Origin of the sequence: Borreliella japonica (assembly GCF_900099615.1) — a bacterium.
GTDB classification, from domain to species: domain Bacteria; phylum Spirochaetota; class Spirochaetia; order Borreliales; family Borreliaceae; genus Borreliella; species Borreliella japonica.
Genome location: NZ_FMTE01000005.1, coordinates 1 through 17,338 on the forward strand (window position 1 = coordinate 1; position 17,338 = coordinate 17,338).

Below are 17,338 nucleotides of genomic sequence, written 5' to 3' on the forward strand. Positions count from 1 at the left end.
AATTAGTATAAATGATTGTCTATATATAGATTAACCCCATTATCTAGACATTTAACTTATATACGCCATTAATTAACCCAAATTACTAAAACTTTTTTAAAAAGATTAGATATTAACTTCCTAACGCAATACGCATGAACCAATCAAGCAATTGCGAACATGCTACATACACATGAACAATTATAAGTAATTATACGACTGAATCTTGATTTCTAAAATTAAAAAATCAAAAATTTTATTATTTTTTGTTGAGACTTGCTACAACAGTTTTTGCATGTGTAATAAGCTCTTTTATTTCTTTCTTTCTTCCTATTGCCTCAATTCTGTTAGAAACAAAAGATTCTAAATTACTTAAAGCACTTCTTGCATCACTTAGAGCCTGTCTAGATAATTGTAATGCATCAGCCCTCTTATTTCTACTCTCTAATCTTTTAATAATACTTTCTTTTAACCTTTTATTGGCCTTATCAAAAAAGAAAGCAGCGGATGTTATGTCATTTTCTGCAATATCAATCTTATTTATAAGTTTCTCAAGTTCAAGATCTATATTTAAATTATTTTCCAATTTTGCTAATTTATTTATCTTATCTCTATTATTCTTATAATTTACCATTAGTGGTGTTTTTTTATTTTGAATTTTTTCTAGCACATCATAAAAATCAGCTCGTATTAAAGCATATTCATCTTTAAGTGCACGCACTTCTCCAATTAATTCAGAAAATTTAGAGTTTCCAAGAATATTTCCTAAATCTTTAATTGCTTTGTCTGCTCTCTTTTCTTCATCAGTAGAGGGAATTAAATCCTCTTTTTTTATTTCTTTTTTTTGAGCATGCGCATCAATTGAAATATTTGCTATATCAACCCTATTATTTAATGATACTGAAGGTGCTACAGGATCAATTAAATCCTCATATTTCTGTTCTCCGAAATTTTTAGTAAAGCCTTTTTGCTCTTTTTGATTACTATATAAATCATTAAGAGCATCTTCTTTAACACTGTCCGAAGCCCCTTTTGCATTATTGTTATTTTTTTGTTCTTTATTGCCAAATAATTTGGAATCTAGGTTGCAAGACGTCAATCCTACTATTAATAATGTATATAAAAACAAACCTTTTCTCATAAAAATATTCTCCTTTTCCCTAATAAGAATATATAATCTTAATTAAGATTCTTATTAATTAAGATTATATATCATTTTGTTTGAATTATAATAAAAATATTTTAACAAATAATAACAAAGAATACTCCACCTAAATTTCTATGAAATTTAGGTGGAGATGAATTTGCAACGTAAGTTAAATATAATATAATAATAAAACATATGGGTGCTAATAAAGCTTATAAGTAGAGAATATATCCCAGCGCCAATCAAAAGAAATACTTTTCAAAAGTATTTGGATGTGTAAGATTTTTGTATAACAAAATGTTAAGTGATAAGAAAGATTATTATGAAAAAAATAAACAAAGTCTTAGTGTTAATCCAAGTAATTATAAAAATGAATTTCCATTTTTAAAGGAAGTTGATAGTTTGGCTCTTTGTAGCGCATGGATTGACTTAAATTCTGCGTATAGTAATTTTTTTAGAGAAATTAAAAAAGAAAATAGAACACAAGGATTTCCTAAATATAAAAGCAAAAAAAATAGGCAAACTTTTAGAACTAATAATCAAAAAAATTCAATAAGAATAGAAAATGATTATATAAAGTTACACAAAATAGGATTTGTAAAGTTAGCTCTACATAGGAATATTAAGAGCAATGAAGTTATTAAAAATGTAGTAGTAGAAAAAGATATCGCCACTCTGAATAACAAATTTTACTCTAAATTTTGTTGTGGGTTCTTTAGTATTACTGATCTGAAATATTGCAAATTTGCAACCGGAGTTCATGGCCCTAAAGCTTTTCTGATTTTCAAACTGATACACACAATTAAGTTTGTAATTTGAAAATATATGCTTTCTCAGTCTCTTAGAGATGAATTCGCACCACAAACCGAAAGAGGTCAAATAAATTACATCTACTATTATAAACTATATCTAAAATTTTTTTCTTAATTATCGTGAATGAAAAATTATAGTTATAGATAACTTCTCTATTTGAAAAATCTAGTAATTAACTATATAACAAAAGATATAAAATAGTATTAGCATCGGGACACCACTGCTAATACTACAATGATACTTTTAATATAAATTGCTACTTGTTAGCATTATTATATCAAATAAGCTTTTTAACTTCTTGGTCAAAAAATCTCAAAGAGTATGTATAACTGGTAGATAGTACTATTTTTGTAAAAAAATTGTAACTTAATATAGTTACAATTTTAGTCTCTAAAGCCATATTGAAAATTGAATTTACACATTTTTTACATTTTTTAATCCTTATAGTCTTGTTGTCATCCTTATATCAAATAATTAAAAATCTCTTTTTAAAATCTTCTATTTTGTCTTTAATAATAACAAACATTATAAAAAATACATCAAATTTGGGTTTCAAAACAAAAAGCTTATTAAGCGCTTACTTGCAAAGTAAAATTACAAAGTAAAAAATTAATTTTAGCAAATTATATTTTTTTTTGCTTGTAACAAGCTGATATTAATTTATTATAAATTGCGCTAATATTTTATTTGTCAAAACTTATTACTAGGAGATAATAAAAACATGAAAAAAATTTTCACATTAATATTAATTTTTGGTTTGACAATCCAAATCTTTGCCACAAAAGATAAGCAAACTAGAATTGAAAAGGGTATTGAAAGTTTCAATAAATATGATAAAGAAAAAATAAATCCAATAGGACCATTTCTTTTGAATTTATTTTTACCTTTTGGAATAGGATCTTTTGTCCAGGAGAATTATATTGGTGGTAGCTTCGTACTTGGATTTAATTTACTAGGAGCAGTCCTTTGGGGAACAGGAATTATTCTTAATAATCGTGAAACACAATTAACCGGATCCATACTAATAGGAGTAGGAGCAAGCATGTTTGTAATATCCTATGTAACCTCACTTATTATTCCATTTACATTTGCAAATTGGTACAATGAAAATCTTAAAAAAAGACTTAGCGCTGAGCTTGCAGGTTTTGAACCCAATTTTAATATTGGAATAAGCGGAGTCCAACTGTCTTTTAAAAAAAGTTATTAAATAAATATAAGACAACAATTTTTTCGATCTAATATTAAAAATCAATAATCCTAGGAAGAAAGCATTTAGATAAATGCTTTCTTCCTAGGATTATTGATTGAACGTAAAATATCCTTAAAACCCTTGAGAATACCAAAAACTCTTACAAAATTAAACTTATATGATGTTTAAACCCAATTAAGAAAATATTCTAAATGCTAAATTAATACAATATTTTTAACAATTAATAATAATAATTATTAATTAAAATGTTCTAAACATTGTATTAAAATGATATAATTTTTAATTATTAATAATAATTAAAACTACTTTTTAAGGAGACTATTTTGAAAAAAACTATTTTTATATTTACCATATTAGCATTTTTGTTTAATTGCACAAACAAAACTAATGACGACGGGCTAAGCAATGGACTAGATGAAGAATCTCAAAAATTACAATCTAAATCAAATCTAGTTGATGAGGATAGAATTGAATTTAGCAAAACAACGCCTTTAGAAAAATTAATAAGCAAATTAAATTTAAACTATACTGAAAAAGAAACACTAACATTTTTAACAAACTTATTAAAAGAAAAACTAGTAGACCCAAATATTGGCTTACATTTTAAAAATACCGGTGGGGATGAAAGCAAAATAGAAGAAACTGTATACAAATTTCTATCAGATCTAAAAGAAGATGAAATAAAAGAAATGCTTGCAAAAATTAAAGAAAATAAAGATACAAAAGAAAAAGATCCTGAAAAGTTAGCTACTTATAAAACTGTAATTGCTAGCGGATTCGATGGAATTTTTAGTCAAGAATCAAATTCCAAAACCATATTCAACAACCTTAAAGACGCTGCATAACGCCAAACTAAATCTAAGAATTTGCAATTCATTTTTTAAAGCTAGCGGTTAAGAACACCGCTGGCTTTAAAAATATTTTTTAGTCAATCAATGAATTAAATGTAAGACTTTTATTTTTTATATTTGGATATTTTTCAATTATTTTTTTCATAGTAACATCAAAAAGCTTAGAATCAAGTGAAATTCTGTAAACTTTTTCATTTTGTGGATACTGCTTAAACTTAATGGTGATCTCAGCAATCATATCGCTCCAAATTTCATTACTATAAAGAGAAGAAAAAGCCTCAACTACTTTTTTAGGATCACTAGAACCAAAAGGATATGCGGTTACAAGCCCAGATTCAACTGATTTTTCAGACATTGGAATTCCTCCAAAAAATCCAGTCTTATTTTCATTAAAATTTATATTGCTTCCCTTGCTTATCAATTTAAATCCAGAAACAGAATAAAGCGGATCACTCTCTCTAGTAGTCTCAAAAACAATAAAAGGCATAGCATAAGAAATGTAACTTCCATCAACAGGAGAAACAAGATATGAATACTTAATACCCTTAAGCTCTTTAATAAAACTTCCACTCTCATTAAACAAATCTCTAGCTTTAATTTTTATCCAACGAACATAAATCGGAAGAAATAACACAGTAATTGATTTTGTTCCTTCTAAAAATTCTATTTGGTTGTAATCAATAAATTTATTTTTATTCTCAAGCGCTTTTAAAGTCTCGTAATTTTGAAAATCAGACACCAAACCAGAATCACCAGACAATAGCCTAAAATTCATTAAACCTAAGTTCATCTTCTCTTTACCTGAAATATCTGAACCTGGAATATCTAATCCATTTTCTCCAATAAGCCTGCTACCCTCTTTCTCCATTTTTGAATTATTATCTAAATGACAACCTAGAATTAAAACCACAACGGATACAATGAATCTCTTCAAAACGCTCCCCCTTTAAAACTTTTCTCTAATATTAAAATTTTTAAATTTATATTATTAGAAGCAAATGTAGAGCAACTAGAGAAAAAGGCAAAATGAAAAACTTAGTGCCTACTAATCTCTTTTATCAAACTGTTCAAAATGCGATTTACATAATCATAAAGTTTTTTATCCTTACCAATATTGTTGTAATAAAGTTTAAAAATTTCTAAAAAAGTATTTCTAACTTTAAGAATTGATACTCTTCTGTTTTTATTCCTAATTAAGCCTAATGCTTGTTTGAAAGATTTACGTGATTTTTCCATTTCTTTTAAAAAAGCAGCAACATCATAATTCAATGTTATTTCCTCTAGCTTTCTTAATATCAATCTGGAATATTCCTTTCCAAGTCTTTTAAACAAATCGTCAAGATTCTCAAAATCTAATTCTCCATCTAGTAAAACTCTGCAAAATTGCAACGTTTCGTCTTCTTCATCTGTTAAATTACGCTTCCAATTTAAATGCCAATCAAGCTCTGACTTTGTAGTAAGAGAAAAATTTTTTAATTCAAGAAGCTCTTTGCTAACACTGCTAATTTGTTGATCAATTGTTTTTTCAAGAGCAACAAGAATGTCTGAGTTTGAACCATTGGCATTAATTTTAGTCAAATAAAATTGTTGACACAAATTCATATCTAAAAGAGAAATTTCATCTTCTCTATCACTCTTATCAGAATAATTTTCAATCAATCGCACTAAAATGCTCATTTTAGAAGACAAATCTCCCCATCGCTTTTTTCCTATATCAATCAAAAATTGATTAACATCTTTTTCACTGTATCTATACTTTGCTAACACTTCATCATTATTTAAAAGCCATCCACCAAGAGCATATCTATTCTCATCATTTTGCAAAGATTTCTTGAAAAACTCAAAATTTTTGTCCTCTTCTAAGTTTAAACGGGGAATCCAAATCTCATCATGAGCATTTTTCAGCAAAGCTTTACCGTGTCTTGACTTACCAATACTACGCTTTGGATAAGTTTTTTGCAAAGACCCAGAATTATCTAAATTAGACAAATCATCACCAGTCTGATCCAAGTCTAACGACATTGAATTTTCAGAATTTTCTAAAATTTTCAAATCTTTTTTAAGGTCTTTAAATTCTTTTGAACTTGCGCGGCCATTCTTTTTGTTCTTTTTGCTTTCCAAATTCAAATTGGAGTCTTTAAGTTTATTATTTTCAAGCTCTAAAGATTTTTTTTCATTACCTATTAAATCTTGTTTATTGTTAGAAATGGTAGTTTTTAAATCTTCTTCTAAAGACTTGCTATTACAATTAACAAAAAACAGAAAGCTAATACCAAATGCAATTCCTATTTTATTCATAAATTAAATTTCCTCTATTTAATTATAGATTTAAATAAAAATATAGCTCACTTTACATACACTAAATGTATACATTATTTTAATTCTTACCATACAAGAAATTAGGACTAAAATTATTTTAATAATTATTTTTTTAAAATAAAAAAACGAATTAAAATAGTGATAATAAAGCATTAAGCCTAAATTATTCTAATAACACCTTTTAAAACAAATTAGTATTAATAATACTATATTATTTTAATACGTTGAAAATTTCACAAGTAAATCAAAAACATTAACGTCAACCAAATCATTATAATTTAAATCTTCAATTCTAGACGTACTTACAACACAATAAAAAACAAATATAAACAGAAAGATTAACTCCCCTTTGAAGAGTTAATCAAGCATTAATTAACACAAGAAGGTTAAAACGAAGCAGATACATCATAGTTTTTCACAAGATTACAAGCCTCTTCAATGTTTTTAGCAGTTGTAAAAGATTGTCGCAAATTATCTATGTAAACTTTTTCAACTTGTAACAACTGATGCTTAGCATTAGCAACATTTACATCATTTGAGCGCTCAAGAGCTATTTTGGCATTTCTTTTGGCTTGCAAACACTTAACAACAGTGGCAAGCATTTCTTTTACTTTGTCTTCATTTAAATTAAAAATTTGATTAAACTTATCAGGATTGCTATCAAGAACCACTTGTTCAAGAAAAAACAAAGCTTCTTTTTGGTCATCATTTAAAGAATCAACAAAAGACGTTTTAAACTCTCTATTTACTGCGCCATTAGAAGACTTTAAAGACCTTCTCCTAATATCAGGATAATTAAATTCTTTACAAGAAAAAAATAATAAAATAAAAAATAATAAAATATTTTTCATACGATCTCCCACACCGTGATTACATCAATTAATTAAATTTTTAAATTTAATTAATTTTTTTTAAAAAAAATATAAATTATAATATATCTCAACATTTAAAATAATAAACATTTTATAAAACTTTATAGCAATATCGAATAAAATATGTTAGAATGATCTTGGTAGTTAAAAATGGATATTAAAATTGACGAAAAATTTAATATAGTATTTAGCAATGATCTTAAATTAGCAGAAAACATTGAAGAGCAAAAGCAGCGTTTATTCTTTTATCTTAAGACACCAAAAGGCAGCTTAAAAGAAAATCCAAATTATGGGTTTGACTCTAACTTTTACTTTAAACTTTGCAAAGCTAATAAAATAGAATCTATTAAAAATTTTTTCTTAAACCTTTCAAAAGAACTCAAAATAGATCTTATTAATGTAAAGCCAAGTATTAATAATAAAACAATAACAATAAAATTTTTCTTTTTAGGAAAAGACACTTTAAAAATGGATTTTAAAATATGAGTATAATTTTTGATAAAAACTTAGGAATTTTGGAAAAAACAATAGAAGAAATTCAAAATGAAAAAAAACATACTTTAAGAACAAAATACGGCATAAACATTAAAGATAATTCAATTTACGACATAATAAACTTTCCAAGCTCAAGCATTGACAAACAAATATCAGAAGTCTTAAAAGAACTTTTTTTAAAAATAAAAGAAAATGGAAGCTATTTTAATGCACTCAAAGAAGACTTAAGTACTCCTAAAAGCTCAACTTACGAAGCCGTAAGAAAAGCTTTGTTAAATGTTTCAGGCGTTAAGCACATAAACATTTTAAGTGGACCTGGAACAATTAATCTCTATTTAATACTAGAAGACAATTGTTTTAAAGACAAAGAAAAAAATCAGATTAAAATTGAAACAAAACAAAATATTTGGCAAGCAATATACTATACAGCGCCAAGCGGAACTGTTTTTAAAGGTGACATTGAGATTGAGTTTTTAAACAAACACAATCAAAAAAAAATATACAAATTCAGCCTGGGTGAAAAAAAATATGCATATCTAAAAGCAATCTACAAAACAGAGGCAAAAGACGCAATCTACAAAGAAATAGATGCTCAAATTAGAGACATTTACAATAAAATATTAACCGAAAAATACATTGAAATGGGAACATCTCTTAGATACCAAGACTTTCTTGCACCAGTTAGCATTATCAGGGGAATAAAAGAACTAAAAATTGGAACTTGTATTAAAAGTGATGACACAAAAAAAATCACAGAACTTAGTGAGAGTGATTTTAAATTCAATAAAGACGAAAACGCCAAAGAAAATGAAATCATTATTTTTGATACAAACAAAAGACTGCTTATTAATAGAGAATAAAAATGAACAAAGAGATACCAAAATTTTTAGAAAATACCCAAATTGAAAAGTTCATTTACAATGAGCTTGATTACAAAAAAGAAATATTAAAAGAACTAAAAGAACTGCTTGAAAACTTTAAAACAATCAATGTTAAAGACAGCATTAACTCTAAGTATATCGCATTACTAATGCTTTCAATATTTAACGCCTTTCACTTTAAAAAAGAGCTAGACAAAAATCTTGTTAATTCTTTAAACGCCATTATTTTTGCAATCAAATCTATTGGCACTGACGAGAGCTTTATTGTGCTGTTTAAAGCTTTTTTGCATGCAAATGTAGAAGTAAGCTCAAACGAAAATACTCCAGGTGAAATAATAATAAAATTGCTTGGAAACATTAAATCTCCTGTTGAATTTAACATTGCAGCGAAAAACCAAAAGAATCTAAAAAAACTAACTGTAAAACACGCGGGGTTTAAAAAAACTCTTGTTTCCAACTATATGCCTAAAGATTACAAAAATTCGGTATATGAATTTATTAAGATATTAATTCCTATAGGAAGAATAGTAAAAATAATAGACAAAGAACAAATAGAAATAAAAAGCACAAGAATACAAACATTTTATAAAGTAGATAATTTTTTTTGATCTACTAAAGTATAAATAAATTTAAAACTAAAAGAAATTTAAAAGGAGAATTTATGAATACCGACGAACCACAAGAAAGCGTACAAATAAAAGATTTAAATAGAAAAACAAAAGTTAATCAAAGCGATCTTATTCCTGTTGATGATATAGTAGAAGATACTTGTGCAATCACATATAAACATCTCCTAGAGCAAATACAAAACGATACATTTTACAACAGCGAATTTCACTGCTTTAAAAAAGCAATAAAAGAGGTAATTAGCAAAGAACTCTTAGAAAACAAAGAATATATAAAAAACATTTACATTAAAGTAATCTCAAAGCTTTTAGGGCTAAGTACACCACTTGAAAATATAGATTTTGATACTGTTTTTAGAAAAGTTAAATCTACGTTTATTTCAAGCTTAAAACACACAAACACAAAGCTACCTTCAAACAAAATTTCAATTTATAACTCAACCACGAAAGATCTTGAACTTATTCAATTTGAAATCTTTATTGAAAGCTTAAAAGAAGTTCTTGCAGAAAAATCTGAAATAAATCAACTCAAAAACGACTTAACCAATTATTTACAAATAAAAGATTTTACAGACAAATTTAAAGACTCTTTCAAATCAATACCTAAAAAAACTTTTGACACAAAAAATGAACAACTTGTAAGCTGTTATCAAAACGGAATTCCACAAATCGTAAACACTCCTATTTGGTGGCAAGGAAAACCACACGACTTTGGGGGACTACATACAATAGTCGATGACACTGCAATACTAGAATTCCAATATAAGAATAAAGCCACAACCATTGTACTTAAAAATAAAAGCAGCGCATCAATTGTGATAAACGAATCATACAAAGACAACTACATTTACTTGCAAATTGACGCGGAAATTAGGCATTCAAGCTCAACAGAAGATCACAATAAACAATTTTACCTTCAATTTGCAAAAAGCTCTGCCAAAATACTAATAGCCTCATTCTCTTCGCAAAACATGCCTACACTTAAAACACCAATTTACAATGGTTGGTACTACGTTGGATCAGGCAGCCTGAACAAAGGACAATTGATGCCAATACTAAACAAAGTATAAAAATAAATTAAAAGGAGATATTATGGACACAATACTTATTTTTTTGTCAACAATTGACAACGCAAAACTCATTATATTAGGAGGATTTATAGTGCTAGCAATAATGCCAATGATTTTAGCAATAAAGCCGCAGTTTAGAGAAAATTTAAACTTGCTCATAGAAAAGCTCTTAAAAAATATAAATAAAAAGGAAACAAAATGAACAGTAAAATAAATATCAACTTTGGTGTTGAAGCTTTAAACAATTTATATGATTTTCTAAAAAGTAGTGATTCTCCAACAGAAATCAGAGTAGAAAAGGGAATATATTTAGGACTCAATCTTTACAACCTAATAATGAGCATCTACAAAGAAAAAATCAGCACCCTTGAGAAAGAAGAATCAATAAAAATATTAAATGAAATTGAAAATATTAATAATAAAATTACTCAACTTATATCAAGCATTAATGACGAGAGAGATGCAAATATTATTGAAAATTTAAGAGCAGAAAGAAACCAACTAATGGAAATCAAAACCAAAACACTCCAAGAACAAATAAAAGGATTCTCAGAAGATTTGCAAAACAGCTCTAGTAACAATGAGAAAGACTTAAAAGGAGATAAAATTGAAAATTAAAAATTCCTCTTTTTTATTTTTATTAAGCATGCTTCTAATCTTTTCATGCTCTACAATAGCAAACCTTCCAGAAGAACCACCATACCCAAAAGAGTCAACATTAAAGGCTTTAAGCCTATATGAAGCGCATCTTTCAAGCTACATCATGTATTTGCAAACATTTCTTATAAAAACTAAACAAAAAGTAAATAATAAAAATTATCCTGAGTTTGAACTTTTTGACACCAGCAAACTAGAAAAAGATCAAACTCTAAAATCAATCAAAACAAACATTTCTAATTTAAAAAATTACATTGACAAAATAAAACCAATTGCAATGCAGATTTACAAAAAATATTCAAAAAACATACCTTAAGGTTGTTTGATTTTCCTTTTTTCCAAAAGTCCCATAATTGGGACTTTTTTAAAAAATAAAAAGTCTATATTTGTTTTATACTTAATTAAAATTAATATCATTTTATTTTTTTTTTAATTTTCTATTTGTTATTTTTTGATCTTATACTATAATTGTATTTGTATTAAGTTATATTAATATAATATAAAAGGAGAATATATTATGAAAAAATATTTATTGGGAATAGGTCTAATATTAGCCTTAATAGCATGTAAGCAAAATGTTAGCAAGCTCGATGATAAAAACAGCACTTCAGTAGACTTGCCTGGTGGCATGAAAGTTCTTGTAAGCAAAGAAAAAGACAAGGACGGTAAATACACCCTAATGGCAACAGTAGACAAGCTTGAGTTAAAAGGAACTTCTGATAAAAACAACGGTTCTGGAACACTTGAAGGTGCAAAAACTGACAAAAGTAAAGTAAAATTAACAATTTCTGACGATCTAAGTAAAACCACACTTGAAACTCTAAAAGAAGATGGCAAAACATTAGTATCAAGAAAAGTAAACTCTAAAGACATGCCATCAGAAGAAGAAAAATTCAATGACAAAGGTGAATTAGCTGAAAAAGTAATTCTAAGAGGTAACGGAACCAGACTTGAATACACAGAAATAAAAAGCGATGGAACCGGAAAAGCTAAAGAAGTTTTAAAAAACTTTACTCTTGAAGGAACTCTAGCTAATGACAAAACAACATTGACAGTCAAAGAAGGAACAGTTGCTTTAAACAAGCACATTGAAAAATCTGGAAAAATAACAGTTGATCTTAATGATAGTTCAACTACTGCTTCGACTAAAAAAACAGCAGAATGGGATCCAAATAATTCTACTTTAACCATTTCTGTTAACAGCAAAAAAACTACACAACTTGTATTTACAAAGCAAGACACAATAACTATGCAAAAATACAACACAAATGGTGACGCTTTAGAAGGTGTAGCAGTAGAAATTACAACACTTGACGCACTTAAAAACACTTTAAAATAAGGAGAATTTATGAAACAATATTTACTAGGATTTGCTTTAGTATTAGCTTTAATAGGATGTGCACAAAAAGGAGCTGAGCCAAAAAACACTTCACAAGATCACAATGATCAAGAAATTTTTGATTCCAGCAAAGTATCAAAGGACTCTAAACAATCTATTCCTTTGAGAACAGAAAACTCTGTGCCTTTATTTAATGGTGATAACATTTTCATAAGCAAAGAGAAAAATAAAGCTGGTAAATATGACTTAAGAGCGGTGATTGACAAGATCGAATTTAAGGGAACATCTGACAACAATAACGGATCTGGAAGTCTTGAAGCTTTAAAAGATGACAAAAGTAAAATAAAAATGTCTATTTCTAACGATCTAAATTCAATAACTACAGAAACATATGATGCTGACAACAAAAAAGTTTCAAGCAAAGTTATTAAAAACCAAGGAGCGCTAACAGAAGAAAATTTCAAAGCTGATAAATTAGAATCAAAAAAAATAACAAGATCAAACGATACTACACTTGAATATACAGAAATGACAGATGAGGAAAATGCTACAAAAGTAGTAGAAACTCTAAAAAATAGCATTAAGTTTGAAGGAAATTTTGTAGGCAACAAAACATCAGTTAGCGTAGTAGAAGGTACTGTTACATTAACAAGAGAAATTCAAGATGGAAAATTAAAAGTCTTCTTAAATGACAGCAAATCTGGTTCTAATAAAAAAACAGCATCATGGAAAGAAGCTACTCAAACCTTGACAATTCTTGTTGATAGTAAAAAAACTAAAGACCTTGTGTTCTTAAAAAATGGTACAATTACAGTGCAAAATTATGACTCAAGTGGTACTAATCTTGAAGGCAAAGCAAAGGAAATTAAAGATCTTGCAGAACTTAAAGCTGCTTTAAAATAACATATAAATAAACCTCCTACAAAGGAATTATCCAATAGGGGGTTACATATTACAATCTAAAAATTGAATTTATATATTTTTCAATTTGTTACTTCTAGAAAAAGTCTCTTAAGAGACTTTTTCTCTTATAAAGAGAGAAAAAACAATAATATACAAATCAAACCATTTGACTTTTTAAAATCAAAATAAAAAGCCCTAATAAACTAAATGTACAGCTAAAATTAAGAAAACTAATGGGGCTAATTCCTTCACTCAAGTCTAACTCTTGAATGAAGGATAAAATAAAAAATAATCTAAATTCTTAATAAAATTAAACCCATCGCTAATAAGCTTACTATTTTAAATAAAAATTAACGCGTAAAAATAATTTACTCTTAATATAAGTCAATTCTTTCTTATATTTTATTACAAAAACTTAATTTTGTAAAGTATATTTAACAAATATGCATTAAATATACTTTTTTTTTATTTTTTATATAAAAATACTTTACTTTTTTAAGAAACTGTACTATTAATTAATTTAGAATTAAAGAAATTACTTATATTAGGAGTATAAAATTGAAAGAATCAAAACAAAAACCACTAAACACTACAAAAAAGGTAAAAAAAACTACAAAGAATTTCCAACACAACTTGATTGTATTAATCTCTACTCTCAACTTTATAAACTCAAACTTTAAAAAATACACACAAAAAAACATACTCTATTTTCTAAATAAAAACCTTGAAAGAAATAAACAAAAACCCATAAAACTAAAAACACTACAAAACTATTTATATACACTAGAGAAAAAATTTAAAGTCACACTAAACTACTGCAAACATTTGGGAAAAAATTCTGGAAGTGAAACTTATTATAAACTGAAATATGAAAAAGAAAAATGCTATTCAATAATTAATACATACTTTAAAGAAAAAACAACTAATAAAATTAACGAATTTATGCAAAGAATAAAAAAATTCAATCAAATAAATGGTAGTGTTAAATGGGAGTGTATTAATAATACTAATAATATATATAAATATAAAGAATATAGAAACGTACACCAAAATTACAAAAAAACAACAAATAATGACATGCTAAAAAAATATTTAAGTAAGTGTAATTTTAAGACAGAAATTCCAAATCTAATAATGGCTTTAGAAGCCACACATAAGGTTAAAATCTACCATTTAAGAAACCTAAAGCATATTGAAAACGATCTAAAAGAAATAGATGCAAAAAGCATTGAAAAGCATCTATCAAACGTAATAAAAGAAAACATAAACAACCCGGGATACCTATGTAAATTTTTTAAAAACAACGGATACAAAAAGCTAATAAATAAAATAAAAGAAAAAAATAAAAAATACAAAAACAAAAAAGAAATTTTAAAAAAAATACTTGAAGAGAAAATAATAGATTTAGAAAATGAGAAATATAAAAAAGAAGATCTCGATAAGTTTTTCAGCAAAACATACGAAATTTACAAAACAAAGCCACATTTCATAATAGAACATAAAAAATATCCAGATTTAGATAAGTTGGTCAAAAGGGCAAAAACAGAAGTCCCAAAAATTCAAGACAAAAAAGAAAGACTTAAAAGTATAAAAAACAACATTTTTAGTATATTATTAGAACAGTTAAGGCATAAAGTAGATAATGATAAATTAATTCCTACTTTAAAGACATTCATTGAGAATGAGCCCGATCTTAAATATAGCAAGGTATTTGATAATTCCTACTATAATGATTTGATTAAAATAGTGAGCTGAAAATAAAATGCAAAGTTTAGCTCTGTTATTAAGGAAAAAGGAAAAAAATGACGGCTTTACTTGAACGATTAAAGCAAAAACAAAAAGAATTAAAATTAAACATAGATAATAAATCAAAGTTTAAAAAAGAAAAAAAGGCCAATGTCTTTTCTAAGATTGAGGAGGTTAAAGGTAGAAAAATATACCATACTAAGATTTTTAATGACTTTTATACATTTGGAATAAGTAAAAACGAACCCACAAAATTTTTCCTTTCTTTAAGGGGAATCTTTAACATAGAAGATATAAGTATGTTTCATTTATTCTCTTTAAGAGAAGACGATGAATTTATAGGAATTTATTATGGAATAAGAAAGCTTGATAAAGCATTTATTGTAAAGAATTTCAACAAAAAAGAAACTTATACATTAAGAAAATGTGAATATATTGAATTTAAGTTTAAAAAAGGGTCTGTTTTTTGTTATTTAAACGGTCTTCATATTTTACTTAAAAAGGATAGGGTCAATAGCCCTTATTACAACACGCTTTTAAATATTCTTCTAGAATTAGAAAACGAACTCTACATTTTTTATAACAAAAAATTATCAAAAGGGGGAATTATTCCTGAATGGATAAAAAAGAGACAAAAGTAGTAACGATTGCAAGCATAAAAGGTGGCGTTGGTAAGAGCACAACAAGTTTAATTTTTGCTACATTACTTTCAATCAAATGTAAAGTTCTTTTAATAGATATTGACACTCAAGCTTCAACAACAAGCTATTTTTTTAAAAAAATTAAAGACAACAATGTAGATCTAATAAACAAAAATATATACGAAGTGTTAATATCAAATTTACATATAGATAATGCATTAATAACTATTAATAAAAACTTGGATTTAATTCCAAGCTATTTGACATTACATAAATTTAATTCAGAGTCTATTCCTTATAAAGAATTTAAATTAAAAGAACAGCTAAAATTACTTAGCAATCATTATGATTATATAATACTTGATACGAATCCCAGCTTAGATTTTACTTTAACAAATGCTCTTGTGTGCAGTAATTATATAATAATACCAATAACAGCAGAAAAATGGGCAGTTGAGAGTTTAGATCTTTTTACTTTTTTTATGAACAAGCTATTATTAACTTTGCCAATGTATTTGATCAACACTAAATTTAAAAAAAACAACACTCATAAGGAACTTTTAAAGGTTTTAGAAAAAAATAGTAATTTTTTAGGGACAGTGTCTGAGAGAGAAGATTTGAACAAAAGAATAGCAAAAAATGACATATTTGATTTGACGAAGGATTACATAATAGAGTACCAAAACACGCTTACTGCGTTTTTAAATAAATCAGGTTACGTACACTAAGTGTACTCAGTTGTAAAGGAGAAACACAAGTGGATATAAAAATAAACAAAAGAAATTTATCTGAGAGTGTTAGAGAAGAAGAACAGGCGCTTGTTCATTACAACAAGCTTAAAGAAAAATTAAAAATCAATTTTCAAAAAGAAATTTACTGCAAACTAGAAGCAATGAAAGTTTTAAAAGAAATTAAAGATAAAGAATATTATAAACTTGACAACTATTCTAGTTTTGATGATTTTGCAAGAGACTACAGACTTGCTAGAACTCAAACATATAAATATCTTAAAATTGCAACAGCAATAGAAGAAGGGTTAATTGAAGAAAAGTATGTAGTTAAAAACGGGATTAATGAGACAATTTGTTTGCTTAAAACAAAAGAAAGTCCGAGTTTAAAAAAATCTAACCAAAACCCAATAAAACCACTAAGATTTCAGCTCAAAAAGGAAGAATCTTATTCTTTTTATAAAAAAAATGCTAAGCTTACTAGCTTTCTTTTGGAAAAAATTTTTTTTGAGGAAAAAGATTTTTTATTAAAAATAATTAAAGAATTCGAAACTTCAAGAAGCAAACGAAAATGAAATATTTATTTGCAAAACTTGAAAAGTTAGTGTATACTTTATAGGTACAGACTGACACGCAATGTGTCGCTCTTAATATAAGGACCTGTTACCTTAAAGGGTTTATTGGGGATTCTTTAGAAAGAAAATCCAATAAACCCTTTAACTTTTGATTGGAAGTTTTTATTTTTAAGAGTAATTTTATAAAAATTTAGAAAAATTTAGAAAAGTATTTACAAAACACAAATTTTTTTATACTATAATATTAGTAAAAAACTTATATTAGGGGTTAAGATGATAAGGCTTAATAAGATTAAAAGGAAAGAATATTGCAAATTTTTAATTAAAGCTTTTGCTATTAAAACAATGTGTTTGAGTGGCTTGGTTTTAGTAATATTAAAGATTATTCTTAAAACCAAATATTTTCTTATTAAGCTTTTAGATTCTAAATTGAGATTTATTATTGATGTGCAGTCCATTAAAATGTAAAAACAAAATATTAGATTG

Annotated in this window: 20 protein-coding genes and 1 pseudogene; 17 read left to right on the forward strand and 4 right to left on the reverse strand. The window is 26.5% G+C overall.

Annotation, left to right across the window (positions count from 1 at the left end):
• Window positions 1–238 precede the first annotated feature (238 nt).
• On the reverse strand, window positions 239–1,120 hold the full coding sequence (locus BLO14_RS04275; RefSeq protein ID WP_091973324.1) for a P12 family lipoprotein: 882 nt from the start codon (window positions 1,118–1,120) through the stop codon (window positions 239–241).
• Window positions 1,121–1,351: 231 nt separating this feature from the next.
• Between BLO14_RS04275 and BLO14_RS04280 the strand changes: the two are divergent.
• From BLO14_RS04280 to BLO14_RS04295, 3 genes and pseudogenes are all read left to right on the forward strand, one after another.
• A pseudogene (locus tag BLO14_RS04280) lies at window positions 1,352–1,819 on the forward strand (RNA-guided endonuclease InsQ/TnpB family protein); the annotation flags it as partial.
• 841 nt (window positions 1,820–2,660) lie between these two features.
• Window positions 2,661–3,146, forward strand: coding sequence for a P13 family porin (locus tag BLO14_RS04290; protein ID WP_091973327.1), 486 nt, complete (start codon window positions 2,661–2,663; stop codon window positions 3,144–3,146).
• A 326-nt stretch (window positions 3,147–3,472) separates the two neighbouring features.
• Window positions 3,473–3,994, forward strand: a complete 522-nt coding sequence (locus BLO14_RS04295; RefSeq protein ID WP_091973330.1) for a BBA03 family outer surface lipoprotein — start codon at window positions 3,473–3,475, stop codon at window positions 3,992–3,994.
• A gap of 79 nt (window positions 3,995–4,073) precedes the next feature.
• On the opposite strand, the gene BLO14_RS04300 is transcribed toward BLO14_RS04295, so the two are convergent.
• The 3 genes from BLO14_RS04300 to BLO14_RS04310 form a co-directional block, all read right to left on the reverse strand.
• Complete coding sequence (locus BLO14_RS04300) at window positions 4,074–4,934, reverse strand: S2/P23 family protein (protein WP_091973333.1); 861 nt, start codon at window positions 4,932–4,934, stop codon at window positions 4,074–4,076.
• Between the two features lie 101 nt (window positions 4,935–5,035).
• Window positions 5,036–6,298: a hypothetical protein gene (locus tag BLO14_RS04305; RefSeq protein ID WP_091973336.1), complete on the reverse strand. Its 1,263-nt coding sequence runs from the start codon at window positions 6,296–6,298 to the stop codon at window positions 5,036–5,038.
• 407 nt (window positions 6,299–6,705) lie between these two features.
• Entirely contained in the window at window positions 6,706–7,170 is a 465-nt protein-coding gene (locus BLO14_RS04310; RefSeq protein WP_091973339.1) for a BBA07 family lipoprotein, read from the reverse strand.
• 171 nt (window positions 7,171–7,341) lie between these two features.
• On the opposite strand from BLO14_RS04310, the gene BLO14_RS04315 reads away from it, so the two are divergent.
• From BLO14_RS04315 to BLO14_RS04380, 14 genes are all read left to right on the forward strand, one after another.
• Entirely contained in the window at window positions 7,342–7,677 is a 336-nt protein-coding gene (locus tag BLO14_RS04315) for a contractile injection system sheath initiator (protein WP_091973342.1), read from the forward strand.
• The gene (locus tag BLO14_RS04320; protein WP_091973345.1) at window positions 7,674–8,546 is read left to right on the forward strand and encodes a DUF276 domain-containing protein; all 873 of its coding nucleotides are present in this window, start codon (window positions 7,674–7,676) and stop codon (window positions 8,544–8,546) included. Before BLO14_RS04315 ends, BLO14_RS04320 begins: the two co-directional genes overlap by 4 nt.
• 2 nt (window positions 8,547–8,548) lie before the next feature.
• Window positions 8,549–9,175, forward strand: coding sequence for a DUF735 family protein (locus tag BLO14_RS04325; RefSeq protein ID WP_091973348.1), 627 nt, complete (start codon window positions 8,549–8,551; stop codon window positions 9,173–9,175).
• A gap of 53 nt (window positions 9,176–9,228) precedes the next feature.
• Window positions 9,229–10,263 (forward strand): DUF685 domain-containing protein, encoded by a 1,035-nt coding sequence (locus BLO14_RS04330; RefSeq protein WP_091973351.1) that lies wholly within the window; start codon window positions 9,229–9,231, stop codon window positions 10,261–10,263.
• Window positions 10,264–10,285: 22 nt separating this feature from the next.
• A complete protein-coding gene (locus BLO14_RS04335; protein WP_091973354.1) occupies window positions 10,286–10,465 on the forward strand; it encodes a BlyA family holin in 180 nt (59 codons plus the stop codon).
• Window positions 10,462–10,881, forward strand: a complete 420-nt coding sequence (locus tag BLO14_RS04340) for a BlyB family putative holin accessory protein (protein ID WP_091973357.1) — start codon at window positions 10,462–10,464, stop codon at window positions 10,879–10,881. Before BLO14_RS04335 ends, BLO14_RS04340 begins: the two co-directional genes overlap by 4 nt.
• Entirely contained in the window at window positions 10,871–11,236 is a 366-nt protein-coding gene (locus tag BLO14_RS04345; RefSeq protein ID WP_091973360.1) for a BBA14 family lipoprotein, read from the forward strand. The genes BLO14_RS04340 and BLO14_RS04345 overlap by 11 nt, the downstream gene beginning before the upstream one ends.
• A gap of 201 nt (window positions 11,237–11,437) precedes the next feature.
• Entirely contained in the window at window positions 11,438–12,259 is an 822-nt protein-coding gene (gene ospA, locus BLO14_RS04350; RefSeq protein ID WP_091973363.1) for an outer surface lipoprotein OspA, read from the forward strand.
• A gap of 9 nt (window positions 12,260–12,268) precedes the next feature.
• Entirely contained in the window at window positions 12,269–13,162 is an 894-nt protein-coding gene (locus BLO14_RS04355; protein ID WP_091973365.1) for a cell surface protein, read from the forward strand.
• Between the two features lie 558 nt (window positions 13,163–13,720).
• Complete coding sequence (locus BLO14_RS04360; protein ID WP_091973368.1) at window positions 13,721–14,917, forward strand: plasmid maintenance protein; 1,197 nt, start codon at window positions 13,721–13,723, stop codon at window positions 14,915–14,917.
• 47 nt (window positions 14,918–14,964) lie between these two features.
• Window positions 14,965–15,549 carry a DUF226 domain-containing protein gene (locus tag BLO14_RS04365; RefSeq protein ID WP_091973371.1) on the forward strand — a complete coding sequence of 195 codons (585 nt, stop codon included), beginning with the start codon at window positions 14,965–14,967 and terminating at the stop codon, window positions 15,547–15,549.
• A complete protein-coding gene (locus tag BLO14_RS04370; RefSeq protein WP_091973374.1) occupies window positions 15,525–16,277 on the forward strand; it encodes a ParA family protein in 753 nt (250 codons plus the stop codon). Before BLO14_RS04365 ends, BLO14_RS04370 begins: the two co-directional genes overlap by 25 nt.
• A 29-nt stretch (window positions 16,278–16,306) precedes the next feature.
• The gene (locus tag BLO14_RS04375) at window positions 16,307–16,852 is read left to right on the forward strand and encodes a chromosome replication/partitioning protein (protein ID WP_091973377.1); all 546 of its coding nucleotides are present in this window, start codon (window positions 16,307–16,309) and stop codon (window positions 16,850–16,852) included.
• 273 nt (window positions 16,853–17,125) lie between these two features.
• A complete protein-coding gene (locus BLO14_RS04380; RefSeq protein ID WP_091973380.1) occupies window positions 17,126–17,320 on the forward strand; it encodes a hypothetical protein in 195 nt (64 codons plus the stop codon).
• The last annotated feature ends 18 nt before the right edge of the window (window positions 17,321–17,338 follow it).